This window comes from Enterobacter sp. ECC-019 (assembly GCF_043974075.1).
In the GTDB taxonomy this organism is placed as follows: domain Bacteria; phylum Pseudomonadota; class Gammaproteobacteria; order Enterobacterales; family Enterobacteriaceae; genus Enterobacter; species Enterobacter asburiae_D.
This window is the reverse complement of sequence record NZ_CP143759.1, coordinates 4,157,988-4,173,001: the sequence shown is the minus strand read 5'-3', so window position 1 is coordinate 4,173,001 and position 15,014 is coordinate 4,157,988. Positions and strand designations below refer to the sequence as shown.

The 15,014-nt window shown below is 57.4% G+C and carries 11 protein-coding genes; 5 read left to right on the top strand and 6 right to left on the bottom strand.

All coding sequences use genetic code 11. The features are described from left to right. The first annotated feature begins 83 nt into the window (after window positions 1–83). On the top strand, window positions 84–2,324 hold the full coding sequence (locus tag V1566_RS19705) for an EAL domain-containing protein (RefSeq protein ID WP_395304397.1): 2,241 nt from the start codon (window positions 84–86) through the stop codon (window positions 2,322–2,324). A gap of 4 nt (window positions 2,325–2,328) precedes the next feature. Here V1566_RS19705 and ppx read toward each other — a convergent pair whose 3' ends face one another. The 4 genes from ppx to purM all read right to left on the bottom strand — a co-directional run bounded on the left by ppx (window position 2,329) and on the right by purM (window position 7,836). Continuing rightward, a complete protein-coding gene (gene ppx, locus V1566_RS19700) occupies window positions 2,329–3,867 on the bottom strand; it encodes an exopolyphosphatase (protein ID WP_395304396.1) in 1,539 nt (512 codons plus the stop codon). Between the two features lie 3 nt (window positions 3,868–3,870). Further along, window positions 3,871–5,931 carry a polyphosphate kinase 1 gene (ppk1, locus tag V1566_RS19695; RefSeq protein ID WP_395304395.1) on the bottom strand — a complete coding sequence of 687 codons (2,061 nt, stop codon included), beginning with the start codon at window positions 5,929–5,931 and terminating at the stop codon, window positions 3,871–3,873. Window positions 5,932–6,160: 229 nt separating this feature from the next. Next, window positions 6,161–6,802 carry a phosphoribosylglycinamide formyltransferase gene (gene purN, locus V1566_RS19690; RefSeq protein ID WP_395304394.1) on the bottom strand — a complete coding sequence of 214 codons (642 nt, stop codon included), beginning with the start codon at window positions 6,800–6,802 and terminating at the stop codon, window positions 6,161–6,163. Beyond that, window positions 6,799–7,836: a phosphoribosylformylglycinamidine cyclo-ligase gene (purM, locus tag V1566_RS19685; RefSeq protein ID WP_008501643.1), complete on the bottom strand. Its 1,038-nt coding sequence runs from the start codon at window positions 7,834–7,836 to the stop codon at window positions 6,799–6,801. The genes purN and purM overlap by 4 nt, the downstream gene beginning before the upstream one ends. 266 nt (window positions 7,837–8,102) lie before the next feature. Here purM and V1566_RS19680 point away from each other — a divergent pair, with 266 nt between their 5' ends. From V1566_RS19680 to V1566_RS19665, 4 genes are all read left to right on the top strand, one after another. Continuing rightward, complete coding sequence (locus tag V1566_RS19680) at window positions 8,103–9,533, top strand: 6-phospho-beta-glucosidase (RefSeq protein WP_193939336.1); 1,431 nt, start codon at window positions 8,103–8,105, stop codon at window positions 9,531–9,533. A 217-nt stretch (window positions 9,534–9,750) separates the two neighbouring features. Continuing rightward, a complete protein-coding gene (upp, locus tag V1566_RS19675; protein ID WP_023308769.1) occupies window positions 9,751–10,377 on the top strand; it encodes a uracil phosphoribosyltransferase in 627 nt (208 codons plus the stop codon). Window positions 10,378–10,460: 83 nt separating this feature from the next. Beyond that, complete coding sequence (uraA, locus tag V1566_RS19670) at window positions 10,461–11,750, top strand: uracil permease (protein ID WP_395304393.1); 1,290 nt, start codon at window positions 10,461–10,463, stop codon at window positions 11,748–11,750. Window positions 11,751–11,846: 96 nt separating this feature from the next. Then, window positions 11,847–12,548, top strand: coding sequence for a DnaA inactivator Hda (locus V1566_RS19665; RefSeq protein WP_211438414.1), 702 nt, complete (start codon window positions 11,847–11,849; stop codon window positions 12,546–12,548). An 88-nt stretch (window positions 12,549–12,636) separates the two neighbouring features. On the opposite strand, the gene V1566_RS19660 is transcribed toward V1566_RS19665, so the two are convergent. Both V1566_RS19660 and V1566_RS19655 read right to left on the bottom strand, forming a co-directional pair. Then, window positions 12,637–14,055: a leucyl aminopeptidase family protein gene (locus tag V1566_RS19660; RefSeq protein ID WP_395306020.1), complete on the bottom strand. Its 1,419-nt coding sequence runs from the start codon at window positions 14,053–14,055 to the stop codon at window positions 12,637–12,639. Continuing rightward, window positions 14,055–15,011, bottom strand: a complete 957-nt coding sequence (locus V1566_RS19655; RefSeq protein ID WP_395304392.1) for a N(4)-(beta-N-acetylglucosaminyl)-L-asparaginase — start codon at window positions 15,009–15,011, stop codon at window positions 14,055–14,057. The genes V1566_RS19660 and V1566_RS19655 overlap by 1 nt, the downstream gene beginning before the upstream one ends. Window positions 15,012–15,014 lie beyond the last annotated feature (3 nt).

Below are 15,014 nucleotides of genomic sequence, written 5' to 3'. Positions count from 1 at the left end.
CACGCCGCCGGGCGGCGCGTACGTCAGGTTGGATGCCTGTCTTTATTTTCCCTCTGGAACGAAAGGGGTTTAACCGGGCATCTATGAACATTCTCGCTTTCCTGAAAAACAATGAAAACCGCTGGTGGGCACTGCCGCTTATTTTGCCTGTGGTTTTACTTCCCGTGCTGAGCATTGCGAATACGTTCACGCAACTGGGCGACGGCATTGTGGCACTCTATTATTTACCCCTCTCATTTTTGCTTTCGCTGATGATGTTCTTTGGGCTGGAAGCGCTGCCCGGGATCGTATTGTCGCTGTTTATCCGCTACTACCCCTCGGTCGGGATGTTTGAAACGGTCGCCGGCGTGCTCCATTTTATCGTCCCTTTAGTGCTCAGCTGGGGCGGCTACCGGGTGTTTGCGCCCAGACGGAATATGACCGCGTACGGCGACATCCGGCTAATGGCGCAGCGCATCTTCTGGCAAGCCTTCTGCCCCGCGACGCTGTTTCTGGTGCTGTTTCAGTTTGCGGTGTATTTAGGCGTGTATGAGAGCCGGCAGAGCCTTGCGGGATTAAACCCCCTCAATATTCGCACGCTCATCAACTATCAAACGCTGCTGGTGAGCGGGCTGACGGGCGTGCCGCTGAGCTATCTGCTGATCCGCCTGATTCGTCATCCGCGCTATCTCAAAAGCCTTATCTCGCAGATCCGTTCCCAGATAGACAAAAAGGTGACGATCGCTGAGTTTCTGATGTGGGCTATCGCGCTTGGCGGGCTGCTTTCGCTGCTGCTGCTCCCGATGAATGAAAACAGCTCCATTTTCACCACCAACTACACCCTGTCGCTGCTGATGCCGGTGATGCTCTGGGGCGCGATGCGCTTTGGCTATAAGCTGGTGTCGCTGATCTGGATACCGGTACTGCTGGTGTCTATTCACTATTTTTACCGCTATATCCCGGTGAACCCGGGGTATGACATTCAGCTGGCGATCACCTCTTCCAGTTACCTGGTCTTCTCGTTTGTGGTGATTTATATGTCGATGCTGGCGACCCGGCAGCGCGCGGTGAACAAACGCTCCCGCAGGCTGGCGCTGCTCGACCCGGTCGTCCATATGCCTAACCTGCGGGCGCTGTCGCGCGAACTGGCGAAAAACCCGTGGTCGGCGCTCTGCCTGCTGCGCATTCCTGAGCTGGAAATTCTGGGCCGAAATTACGGCGTGTTGCTGCGCATTCAGTACAAACAGCAGCTGGCGCAGTGGGTGAATGGCACGCTCCAGCCCAATGAGCAGGTCTATCACCTGACCGGGTACGATATGGCGGTACGGCTCAACGCGGAATCGCACCAGCAGCGGATTGAGGCCCTGGACGAGCACATCAAACAGTTCCGCTTTGTCTGGGACGGCATGCCGCTACAGCCGCAGGTGGGCGTAAGCTATTGCTATGTCCGCTCCCCGGTTAACCATCTTTATCTGGTGCTGGGTGAACTGGGGGTAGTTGCCGATCTGTCGCTCTCCTCCAATCATCCGGAAAATCTTCAGCAGCGTGGGGCGGTCCATTTGCAGCGCAGCCTGAAGGATAAAGTTGTGATGATGAGCCGCCTGCAAAAGGCGCTCGATAACGACGAATTCGCCCTGCTGGTTCAACCCGTTCGCGGCCTGCGTGGCGATCGCTATCACGAAGTTCTGCTGCGGATGCCGGATATCAACGGGCTATTGATCTCTCCCGACCAGTTCCTGCCCGTCGCGCAGGAGTTTGGTCTTTCCTCGCGGGTAGATTTGTGGGTGCTGGAGCATACCCTGCGCTTCCTTGCCGCGCATCGCGAAAGACTGCCCGGCCAGCGCTTTGCCATTAATCTGGCCCCGTCGACCGTGTGTCGGGTGCAGTTCCCGCTTGAAGTCAGTCGCCTGCTGGCGAGATACGCCGTTGAGCCGTGGCAGCTGATTTTTGAGGTGACGGAGTGCAGCACCTTTTGCAATGCGGAGCAGGCGCTACACATCCTCCAGCAGTTGCAGAAGATGGGGGTACGCATCGCGATTGATGATTTTGGTACCGGGTATGCGAGCTATGCGCGGCTGAAAAGCGTGGATGCCGACATTCTCAAGATTGACGGCAGCTTTATCCGCAATATCGTCAACAACAGCCTGGATTATCAGATCGTGGCATCTATCTGCCATCTGGCGCGCATGAAGAAGATGCTGGTGGTGGCTGAGTACGTCGAGACGGAAGAGATACGTAGCGCGGTTCACGCGCTAGGCATCGATTATGTGCAGGGCTATCTGATTGGCAGGCCGGAACCGCTTGAGTCACTGCTGGAAGCTGAGGCGTCCATCGCGGACGCCTGAGCCGTTACGCGGCGACGTCGGCGCTCTCTTCTTCGATTTTGAGCAGCCAGCCGGTGACCGCTTCCCAGTACTGCTGCTCTTTTTCCAGGTCCAGCAGGACCAGCGCGTTCTGGCTGAACCAGTCGTGCGGGAAGCTCAGCGTCCAGTGATGGTCGTCGGTTTTCAGCTTCAGCGTAGGCGGCGTGGTGGTAGCCTGGCGCTGGTTATTGAGCAGCACGCCCAGGCGCAGCAGCTGAATCAGCGGCAGGAACTGCTTTTTCTTAAACAGCGTGAAGCGCGGCAGGTCGTCGAGCTTGATGGCTTTGCGGTGATAGCGCACCAGGGTCGCCATCATGGTTTGCTGTTCCTGGTTGAAGCCGGGCAGATCGCTGTTTTGCAGAATGTAGGCCGAATGGCGATGCATCCCGCTGTGGTTGATGTTCAGCCCCACCTCGTGCAGCATCGCGGCCCATTTCAACAGCGCGGCAAGCTGCGGGTGCGCGAGCTTCGGATTTTGCTCCTCCCACTGTTCGTACATTTGCACCGTGGTTTCCAGCACGCGCTTCGCCTGTTCGCGGTCGATGTTGTACTGGTTGGCCAGGCTTTGCGCGGTGCGGCTGCGGATATCCTGATGGCGGAAGCGGCCTTCCATCTCATACAGCACGCCTTCACGCAGCGCGCCGTCGGAGAGACGCAGCTCCTTAATCGCCAGCGCATCAAACACGCCGCACAGGATCGCAAGCCCCGGTACGAAGACTGATTTTCGCTCATCGGACAGGCCCGGCAGGCTCAGGGCGTCGAAGCTTTTATGCTTCAGCACCTCTTCGGTGAGCAGAGCCAGGCGTTCAGGGGTAATAATCCCGTCTTTTTCACCCATCGCCAGCAGCACTTCATGCGCGGCTTTAATCGAGCCAGATGCGCCCAGCGCCACGTTCCAGCCCTGGATACGGTACTGCCAGGCCAGGTTTTCCAGCTTCTGGACAGCCGCCATACGCGCACGCTGGAAGTTCTCGCGGGTGATGCTGCCGCCCGGGAAATACATCTGCGCGAAGCTGACGCAGCCCATACGGCGGCTTTCCACCAGACGCGGCTCAAAATCTTCGCCGATCACCAGCTCCGTTGAGCCGCCGCCGATATCGATAACCAGCTTGCGTCCTTTTTCCGGCTGGGTGTGCTCAACGCCCATGAAAATCAGACGCGCTTCCTCGTTGCCGGAAATGATCTCAATCGGGTAGGGGATCACTTTTTCGGCCCGCTTGAGGAACTCCGGGGCGTTCAGGGCCTGGCGCAGGGTGTGGGTGCCCACGATGCACACGCTGGAGGGCGAGAAGCCCTGCAGGCGTTCAGCAAACAGCGACAGGCAGTTTAACCCACGCTCCATCGCCTCTTCGCTAAGCATGCTGCGTTCATCAAGACCATCCGCCAGGTGTACGCGTTGCTTCAGACGACCGATGATCTGCAGCGCGCCATCCACCTCACGGGCGATGACCATGTGGAAACTGTTAGAGCCAAGATCGACCGCGGCGAATTCCTGCGGGCGTGGGGTCTTATCATTTATCGGCATAGGTTAATCGGGTTGCTCGAGTGATTTGATATAGTCGTAAATCGCCAGTTGCGACCGCACTTTACGGCGGTTGCCGCGCGGTACGTAGCGGTTACTGAGTTCTTTGTCGATATAGCGTGCTTTCACGGTATCGCTGAACAGAATCTCGATGATGTCGAGGATCTGCTGCTTCAGGCGCGGATCCAGCAGCGGTGCCGCGACTTCAATTCGGTAGTCAATATTGCGCGTCATCCAGTCTGCCGAAGAGAGATAGACCTGTTTATCACCCGCATTATCAAAAATATAGATCCGATCGTGTTCCAGGTAACGGTCAACAATGCTGATCACGCGAATATTGTCGCTGATGCCTTCCAGTTCCGGGATCAGCGAGCACATGCCGCGAATCAGCAGATTAACCGGTACGCCGGAGCTGGAGGCCGCGTACAGCCTGTCCACCAGCCCTTTGTCGACAAGGTTGTTGAGCTTCAGCGTGATGCCGGACGACAGCCCTTTCTGGGCATTGGCGATCTCTTTGTCGATCATATCGTACAGCAGACGGCGCGAGTTCTGCGGCGACACCAGCAGATAATCGAAGCTCACCGGACGGTACGGGTTCTCAATAAAGTTAAACACCCGGCGCACCTCGTTCGTGATGCGGGCATCGGCGGTCAGCAGCGAGTAGTCGGTATAAATTCGCGCCGTTTTCTCGTTAAAGTTTCCGGTACCGATGTGGGCATAACGCACCACCTCATCGCCCTCTTTACGCGAGATCAGGAACAGCTTGGCGTGAATTTTCAGTCCCGGCGCGGAGAAGATGACGTGTACGCCCGCTTCCGTCAGACGGCGCGCCCAGTGAATGTTCGCCTCTTCGTCGAAGCGCGCCTGCAGCTCAACCACCACGGTGACTTTTTTGGCGTTGTGCGCCGCATGGATCATCGCGTCGATGATGCGGGAATCTTTTGCCACGCGGTAGATGTTGATTTTGATCGCCAGAACGTTCGGGTCGAAAGAGGCCTGACGCAGCAGTTCCAGCACGTGCTCGAACGTGTGGTACGGATAGTAGAGCAGGACATCGCGTTCGCGAATGGCGTCGAACCCGTTGCGGAATTTATCGAACCACAGATGGCGCAGGCGCGGCAGCGGCTTGTTCACCAGATTGGCTTTGCCGACGTTCGGGAAGCCAATAAAGTCTTTAAAGTTGTGGTAACGACCACCCGGTACGATGGAGTCATAGCGCGAAATCGTCAGTTTCTCGCGCAGCATCTCCACCATGGCGTCCGGCATATCGCGCTGATAAACAAAGCGCACCGGCTCGGCTGTCAGGCGCTGTTTCAGGCTGGATGACATCAGCTCCATCAGGCTGGCTTCCATCTCATGCACCAGGTCATATTCGGCGTCACGGGTCATCTTCATCGAGTAGGCGTTTAACGCATCGTAATCGAAGAAGCCTTTGAAGATGTCGTCCAGACAGTAGCGCAGGATGTTGTCCAGCAGGATCATCGGCTTGCGTCTGCGCGGGGTTTCCGGCGGCAGGTTCACAAAGCGCGGCACCTTGTCGGACGGGATCTCCAGCAGCGCGTAACGGATGGATTCACCGCGAATAATTTCCACCGCCAGGTAGGTGTAATCATCCTTCAGGAACTGTACCAGATCGGTTTCGCGGTTGATCAGAATCGGGGTAATGTGCTGGCGCAGATAGTGTTTGAAGTAGTGGCGCAGCCAGTTTTGTTGGTTAACGGAAAGCTGGCGTTCGTTAATCAGGAAGATTTGATTGCGCGCCATCTCCAGCAGCAGTTCGTTATACAGGCCGTCAAATTCCTGATCGGCTTTCAGCACGCGGGACTGGATTTTGCCCAGCAGATGCCGCGAGTGCGAGTTTAAGCCCTGTTCTTCGCTGATGATGATGCGTCTTTTCAGCTCGGCAAAGCGAACCTTGTAGAACTCATCCAGGTTGTTGGAATAAATGCCCAAAAAACGCATGCGCTCGATCAGCGGGTTACTTTTGTCTGCCGCTTCCTGGAGTACACGTTCGTTGAATGCTAACCAGCTTAGCTCTTTCTCGATATATAACTTTTCCTGACCCATTACAGCTCACACTCCAGTTCAATCACGGGACGTGGTAAATCCGTCTCGTCCTTATTATGGCGAGCATTTCCACGATATGTCCAACAGTGCCAGAAAAGTATGACAGTTATTTTTTTTGTTGGGGATTTTAGAGGGTTGGAGGAGGGGGGGTCGGGTGGCGCTGCGCTTACCACGACCTACGGGACCGTAGGCCCGTGCAAGCGAAGCGCCGCCGGGCAATTCAAACAGACTACTCTTCGGCAGCATGCCCCTGCGGGGGTAACTTCACGCCGTCCAGCCAGGCTGCGCCGTCGCGCATCTCAAGACGCCCGTCGACAAACCAGCTGACCACCAGTGGGTAAATGGCGTGTTCCTGGGTCTGCACACGTTCGGTCACGTCTTCTTCGCTATCGCCGTCAAAGACCGGGACTTTGGCCTGCAGGATCACCGGACCGCCGTCCAGCTCGTCGGTAACGAAATGCACGGAGGTGCCGTGCTCCTCATCGCCGTTTTCCAGAACCTGACGGTGGGTGTGCAGGCCGGGATATTTCGGCAGAAGAGAAGGGTGAATATTCAGCAGACGTCCGGCGAAGTGTTCGACGAAGGCCGGGCTCAGAATACGCATATAGCCCGCCAGCACGACCACGTCCGGAGCGTAGGCATCAATCTCATGCACCAGCTCGCGGTCAAAGGCTTCACGCCCGGCGAACTGGCTGGCTTCCAGCGCGTGCACAGGAATGTTCGCTTCCCGCGCGCGCTCAAGGCCGAACGCGTCGGCCTTGTTGCTGAAAACTGCCCGAATGGTGCCATTGATTTTCTTCTGTTTGCAGGCGTCTATGATGGCCTGCAAATTGCTTCCGTTGCCGGAAATGAGCACCACGATGTTTTTCATTCAATGACCACACGCTGTTCGGAATCGGAGGCTTTAATCGTACCGATTTTCCACGCGTTTTCACCTTTCTCTGTCAGCAGCTTAACCGCTTTATCCGCTTCGCTTGCCGGCAGGGCGATAACCATGCCCACGCCGCAGTTAAAGGTGCGGTACATTTCGTGAGAGCTCACGTTGCCTGCGGTCTGCAGCCAGTTAAAGACGGCCGGCCACTGCCATGAGGATTCGTCGATCACCGCCTGGGTGTTGTCCGGCAGGACGCGCGGGATGTTTTCCCAGAAGCCGCCGCCGGTCAGGTGAGCGATAGCGTGAACGTCGACGTTCTCGATAAGCTCAAGCACGTTTTTCACGTAGATGCGGGTCGGCGCCAGCAGATGGTCAGCCAGCGGTTTACCGTCGAGTTCGGTCGTCAGCGGGTCACAGCCGCTCACTTCGAGGATTTTACGCACCAGGGAGTAGCCGTTGGAGTGCGGGCCGCTGGAGGCCAGCGCGATCAGCACATCGCCATCGGCCACTTTGCTGCCGTCGATAATTTCTGATTTTTCTACTACGCCGACGCAGAAGCCCGCGACGTCATAATCTTCGCCGTGATACATGCCCGGCATTTCCGCGGTTTCACCACCGACCAGCGCACAGCCGGACTGCAGACACCCTTCGGCGATACCGTTAATCACGCTGGCTGCGGTATCCACGTCCAGTTTGCCGGTTGCGTAGTAATCGAGGAAGAACAGCGGCTCTGCGCCCTGTACCACCAGGTCATTCACGCACATCGCGACCAGATCGATACCGATCGTGTCGTGACGTTTTAAATCCATCGCCAGGCGCAGTTTAGTGCCTACACCGTCAGTTCCCGAGACCAGAACAGGTTCACGATATTTTTGCGGCAGTGCGCACAGTGCGCCGAATCCACCCAGACCACCCATCACTTCCGGGCGGCGGGTTTTTTTCACCACACCTTTGATTCGGTCAACCAGCGCATTACCTGCGTCAATATCAACACCGGCATCTTTGTAGCTGAGAGAAGTTTTGTTGGTCACGGCTTAAATCCCCACGCGATTGCATAGCTAGTAAGAAAAATCGGCGCAATTCTAACAGTCCAGGCAAACGTTTGCGAGCCTATTCTGGACGTGGGGATCTTTTTTTCTGTGTGCCTCGTGAATGCAGCCAAACTTGACTCTGTTCACGAAAATGAAACCGGTTTCTGAGAACTGCTTGCAACGGTTATTCCCTTTGCACATCATCGAACTGAAACCGGTTTCTGTAATTGTTTTTGCAGAAAATAACGCAGAATGAGGGAAAGCGAATGTCAGGATTTAAAGCAGATTTTCTGTGGGGGGGGGCCGTTGCGGCGCATCAGCTGGAAGGCGGCTGGAAAGAGGGCGGCAAGGGCGTGAGCGTGGCCGATGTGATGACCGCAGGCGCCCACGGCGTGCCGCGTGAAATCACCAACGGCGTGCTGGACGGGAAAAATTACCCTAACCACGAAGCCATCGATTTCTACCACCGCTATAAAGAAGACATCAAACTCTTTGCCGAGATGGGGTTCAAATGCTTCCGCACCTCTATTGCCTGGACGCGGATCTTCCCGAAAGGGGACGAGCTTGAGCCTAACGAGGCTGGCCTGAAATTCTATGACGATCTGTTCGACGAGTGCCTGAAGCACGGCATCGAACCGGTTATCACCCTGTCGCACTTCGAAATGCCTTTCCATCTGGTCACGGAATACGGCGGCTGGCGCAACCGTAAGCTGATCGACTTCTTCGTTCGCTTCGCAAAAGTGGTTTTCCAGCGCTACCAGCATAAGGTGAAGTACTGGATGACCTTCAATGAGATCAACAACCAGGCCAACTTCCACGAAGACTTTGCGCCGTTCACGAACTCCGGGCTGAAGTACGCGCCGGGTGAAGACCGTGAGCCGGTGATGTTCCAGGCCGCGCACTATGAGCTGGTAGCCAGCGCCCTGGCGGTGAAAGCGGGGCGCGAGATTAACCCGTCGCTGCAGATTGGCTGCATGATTGCCATGTGTCCTATCTATCCGCTGACCTGCGCGCCGGACGATATGATGATGGCGATGAACGCCATGCACCGCCGCTACTGGTTCACCGACGTGCACGTGCGCGGCAGATACCCGCAGCATCTGCTCAACTACTTCGAGCGTCGCGGCTTCGCGCTGGATATTACCGAAGAAGATAAAGCGGCGCTGACGCAGGGCTGCGTGGACTACATCGGGTTCAGCTACTATATGTCCTTCGCTACCAAAGCGACTGCGGACAACCCGCAGCTGGACTACGACGAAAGTAAGAGCCTGGTCTCTAACCCGTACGTGCAGAAATCCGACTGGGGCTGGCAGATTGACCCGGTGGGGCTTCGCTACTCCCTCAACTGGTTCTGGGATCACTACCAGCTGCCGCTGTTTATCGTTGAGAACGGCTTTGGCGCGATCGACGTGCAGGAGAGCGACGGCACGGTGAACGACCAGTACCGCATTGACTACCTGGCCGCCCACATCCGCGAGATGAAAAAAGCGGTGGTGGAGGACGGCGTTGACCTGATGGGCTATACCCCATGGGGCTGTATCGACCTGGTGTCTGCCGGTACGGGTGAAATGAAAAAACGCTACGGCTTTATCTTTGTGGATAAAGACAATGAAGGGAACGGCACGCTGAACCGCAGTAAGAAGAAATCGTTCGACTGGTATAAGCAGGTCATTGCGAGCAACGGAGAGCAGCTATAATTGCCCGGTGGCGCTGCGCTTACCGGGCCTACGGGACGTATAGGCCGGGTAAGCGTTAGCGCCACCCGGCAGAACCCCGCACCCAAGCCGGAGCCAAGCCTCCGGCTTTTTTGTTTTAGCTTGATGTACATCAAGCAACATGGGTATGGCCTAATCCGAAAAAAGCGGTATAATCCCGCGATTTTTTTTGCGGACGCCACCTCAGAGGAGAAAGAGAATGAAGATTGTGGAAGTGAAACACCCACTCGTTAAACACAAGTTGGGCCTGATGCGTGAGCATGACATCAGCACGAAGCGTTTTCGCGAACTGGCATCTGAAGTCGGCAGCCTGCTGACCTACGAAGCGACCTCTGATCTGGAAACAGAAAAAGTCACCATCGAAGGCTGGAACGGCCCGGTGCAGGTTGAGCAGATCAAAGGTAAGAAAATTACCGTGGTGCCAATCCTGCGTGCCGGTCTCGGCATGATGGAAGGCGTGCTGGAGCACGTGCCAAGCGCGCGTATCAGCGTGGTCGGGATCTACCGTAACGAAGAAACCCTTGAGCCGGTTCCTTACTTCCAGAAGCTGGTGTCTAACATCGACGAGCGCATGGCGCTGGTGGTTGACCCAATGCTCGCGACCGGCGGCTCTATGATCGCTACCATCGACCTGCTGAAAAACGCGGGCTGTAACAGCATTAAGGTGCTGGTACTGGTTGCGGCTCCGGAAGGGATCGCCGCGCTGGAAAAAGCGCACCCGGACGTTGAGCTGTATACCGCCTCTATCGACCAGGGCCTGAACGAGCACGGGTACATCATCCCGGGGCTCGGCGATGCCGGCGATAAGATCTTTGGTACGAAATAATCGAATAACGATAAATAAGCCGACTTTGATAGTCGGCTTTTTTTTGAATAAAACGCCAACAATACTACACAGAGGAAAACACTATGACGCGCCGTGCTATCGGGGTGAGTGAAAGACCGCCGCTTTTACAGACTATCCCGCTTAGTTTGCAGCACCTGTTCGCCATGTTTGGCGCAACCGTGCTGGTGCCAATCTTGTTCCACATTAACCCGGCTACCGTGCTGCTGTTCAACGGCATTGGTACGCTGCTATACCTCTTTATCTGTAAAGGCAAAATCCCGGCGTATCTCGGGTCGAGCTTCGCCTTTATCTCGCCGGTGTTACTGCTGCTGCCGCTGGGTTATGAAGTCGCGCTGGGCGGCTTTATCATGTGTGGCGTCCTGTTCTGCGTGGTGTCCTTCATTGTGAAGAAAGCCGGTACCGGCTGGCTGGACGTGATGTTCCCCCCTGCGGCGATGGGCGCAATTGTTGCCGTCATCGGTCTTGAGCTGGCGGGCGTCGCGGCGAATATGGCCGGCCTGCTGCCTGCTGACGGCCAGTCACCGGATTCCAAAACCATTATCATCTCGCTGGTAACGCTGGGCGTGACGGTATTTGGCTCCGTGCTGTTCCGCGGCTTCATGGCGATTATCCCGATCCTGATCGGCGTGCTGGCGGGCTATGCGCTCTCCTTCGCGATGGGCGTGGTGGACACCACCCCGATCGCTCAGGCGCACTGGTTCGCTCTGCCAACCTTCTATACGCCACGCTTCGAATGGTTTGCTATCTTCACCATTCTGCCTGCGGCGCTGGTAGTGATTGCAGAACACGTCGGCCACCTGGTGGTGACGGCGAACATCGTTAAGCGCGATTTAATCCGCGACCCGGGTCTGCACCGCTCTATGTTTGCGAACGGTTTCTCCACCATCATCTCCGGTTTCTTTGGCTCCACGCCAAACACCACCTACGGCGAGAACATCGGCGTGATGGCGATTACCCGCGTCTACAGCACCTGGGTTATCGGCGGCGCGGCGATCATCGCCATTCTGCTCTCCTGCGTCGGTAAGCTGGCGGCAGCGATTCAGATCATTCCGGTGCCGGTGATGGGCGGTGTTTCTCTGCTGCTGTACGGCGTGATCGGTGCCTCCGGTATTCGCGTGCTGATTGAATCCAAAGTGGATTACAGCAAGGCGCAAAACCTGATCCTGACCTCCGTTATCCTGATCATCGGCGTGAGCGGTGCTAAGGTGCACATTGGTGCGGCCGAGCTGAAGGGCATGGCGCTGGCGACCATCGTCGGCGTGGGCCTGAGCCTGATCTTCAAGCTGATCTCGGTCATCCGCCCGGAAGAAGAAATTCTGGACGCGGACGAAAGCGAAAAAACGTCACATTGATCGTATTAACGGGCGAGGGATCGCCCGGTTCTCTCCTTGCAGGTTCCGTGTTAAACTCCATTCCGATTTTACGTAGGATCTCTGGTTGAGGTATTTCTGAACGGACCGGCACAGCTCTCTCTGCCACTCTATCTCCCTGACGACGAAACTTTCGCGAGTTTCTGGCCGGGTGATAACCCCTCTTTACTGGCTGCACTGCAAAACGTGCTGCGCCAGGATCACAGCGGATACATCTATATCTGGTCACGCGAAGGCGCGGGGCGTAGCCACCTGCTGCATGCCGCCTGCGCGGAGCTTTCGGCGCGCGGTGACGCGGTAGGCTATGTGCCGCTGGATAAACGTACCTGGTTCGTGCCTGAGGTGCTTGAGGGAATGGAACATCTCTCGCTGGTCTGCATCGATAATATCGAATGCGTGGCGGGGGATGAGCCGTGGGAAATGGCGATCTTTAACCTCTATAACCGCATTCTGGAATCGGGTAAAACCCGGCTGCTGATCACCGGCGATCGTCCGCCTCGCCAGCTCAATCTGGGGCTGCCGGATCTGGCGTCTCGTCTGGACTGGGGACAAATCTACAAGCTCCAGCCGCTGTCGGATGAAGATAAGCTTCAGGCGTTACAGCTGCGCGCAAAGCAGCGCGGGTTTGAGCTGCCGGAGGACGTGGGGCGCTTCCTGCTCAAGCGTCTGGACAGGGAAATGCGCACGCTGTTTGACACCCTCGATCAGCTCGATCGCGCCTCTATTACCGCCCAGCGCAAGCTGACCATTCCGTTTGTGAAAGATATTCTCAAGCTTTGAGCTTTTTGCCCGGTGGCGGCTACGCCTTACCGGGCCTACGAAAACCTGCCGCACTTTGTAGGCCGGGTAAGGCGTAGCCGCCACCCGGCTAAAGATCCCCCATTAGATGCTCAACCAGCAGTGGAATCGGTCTTCCCGACGCCACGCTCCTTCCGCTCTCTCGCCACAGCGCCGTACCGCTAATGTCCAGATGCGCCCACGGAATGGCTGGCGGGCAGAAGTGATGCAGCAGCCACGCCGCCGAGGCGCTGATCGCCGCATTGTTGGTCGGTGTGTTGCACAGATCGGCAATGGCGCTGTCGGTCTGCTTTTTCAGCCGGGCGTCCAGCGGGAGGGACCACACTTCATCGCCGCTCTGCTTACCCGCCAGCGTCAGCGCCGCGCGCAGCGGTTCATCCTGCGTCATCAGCCCGCTCAGCTCATACCCCAGCGCCTTTACGACCGCACCGGTTAAGGTCGCCATATCAATAATATATCGCGCCTGCGGATGGCGCTGGCTGGCCCAGGCGATGGCGTCCGCCAGCACCAGTCGGCCTTCGGCATCGGTGTTGTTGATTTCCACCGTGGTGCCGTTGCAGGCCGTTGCCACCGTGCCGGGCTGCATGGCGTCCGGACCGATGGCGTTTTCCGCCAGCGCCAGCACGCCCATGATGCGAACGGGAAGCCCCAGCTCTGCGACGGTCAGCATCAGGCCCAGCACGTTAGCCGCACCGCACATGTCGTATTTCATGGTGTACATGCCCGCGCCTTCCTTCAGCCACAGGCCGCCGGTATCAAAGGTAATGCCTTTACCCACATAGCAGCGCACCGGGCCGTCGTTGACACCGTCATAATGAATCGCCAGCAGGCGCGGCGGACAGGTCGCCCCTTTGCCGACGGCGTGCAGTAGCCCCAGCCCCTGCTCAGCAATAGCCTTTTCATTCAGTACTTCGCAGTGCAGGGCGGGGAAGGCGGTACAGAGCCTTTGCGCCTCTTCCACCACAAACTGCGGCGTGCAGCGGTCGGACGGGATATCCGCCAGACGTCGCACCGCGACCATGCCGTGGGCGATGGCCTGCTGCTGGCGGAAAATAACCGCCAGTCGGTCCTGCTGTTCGGGTAAACAGAGCGCGGTGATGCGCTGAAGACGGACCTCGTCACTGGTTTTCTTCAACTGCAAATCGCTTAGCCTGTGCGCCTGATTAAAGAGAAAACGCAGCACCTGCGCCAGCACCACATCGTCGATATCAGTAACATCAAGTATCACCTCGGGGCTGACGGGCGAGGCCAGCAGCGGACGCAGCGCCGCCAGTAATCCTTCGGTCAGGCTATCCTGCCAGAGCGCATCGGGCAGCAGGGTGATCCGGGCAAAAGGCGCGCAGCCAAAGCGGGTGTCAGCGATGCTGGTAGACTCGCGCATTTCCGCGACAAGCGACGTTTCGGGCAAATGCCTACAGGAGGCGGGGGCAATCAAATGGCTCTGCGGCTTCGCGTCAGAAAGTGCGGTGATAAACTGATACGTAATCATCATTGCTCCTCAATCGGCGCGCGGATCCGCGCGGCATAGGCCTGCATCCATTCCTCATCCACGGCGTGAAAGTGCGTTTTCTCCCGCAGGCGTTCGGTACGAAAAACGGTGAGGGGCTGGCGAGCCGTCGCCACCACGAACGAGAAGGTTTTGATGTTGGTGGCGGCACCAAATTCGCCCCTGTTGTTCATGCACACCACGGAGAGATCGCCCACGCGGCCAAAGCGCGACATCAGCTTGTCCTCCAGTTCGAACACTACCGAATCTGCAGCTTGCTGCGGCGTCATACCCTGCGCCATGCGGCGGACGATTTCGTAGCTGGTGCAGCCTTTCATTAGATCTTCACCGACGCCCGTGGCGGTGGCGGCGCCGGTTTGGCTGTCACAGTAAAAGCCGGAGCCAATAATGGGTGAATCCCCGAGTCGACCGCGCTTTTTCATGAACAGGCCGCTGGTGGAGGTGGCGACGCTCATCGAGCCCTGCTTGTCGAGGCCGATAATGCCGACGGTGTCATGCCCGTCGTAAGGGCTTAAGCCCTTATCCAGCGTTTCGCGGCAGCGTTTGCGGTAGTGCTGCATGGCGCGGTCGGTGAGCATGGTTTTGTCGGCAAAGCCCTGGCTCAGCGCCCATTCCCGCGCGCCCTGGCCGACCAGCAGGCTGTTGTAGCGCTGGCGGCTTAACGCATGCGCCACGCGCACCGGGTTGGCGATATCCACCAGGTTGCCCACGGCGCCAAATGCCAGCGTGTCGCCGTCCATGTAGGCGGCGTCCAGCTCCACCTCGCCATTTTCGGTGGGCAGCCCCCCGTAGCCGACGGATTTATAAAACGGAAAGTCCTCGACGGCGGCGACGGCATCAACTACTGCCGCGGAGACCGGTTTCCCCGCAGCCAGCGCAGACGCAGACTCCGTAACGCCTTCAAGCGCCATTCTCCAGGTCGCGATAATTCCCCACATGCT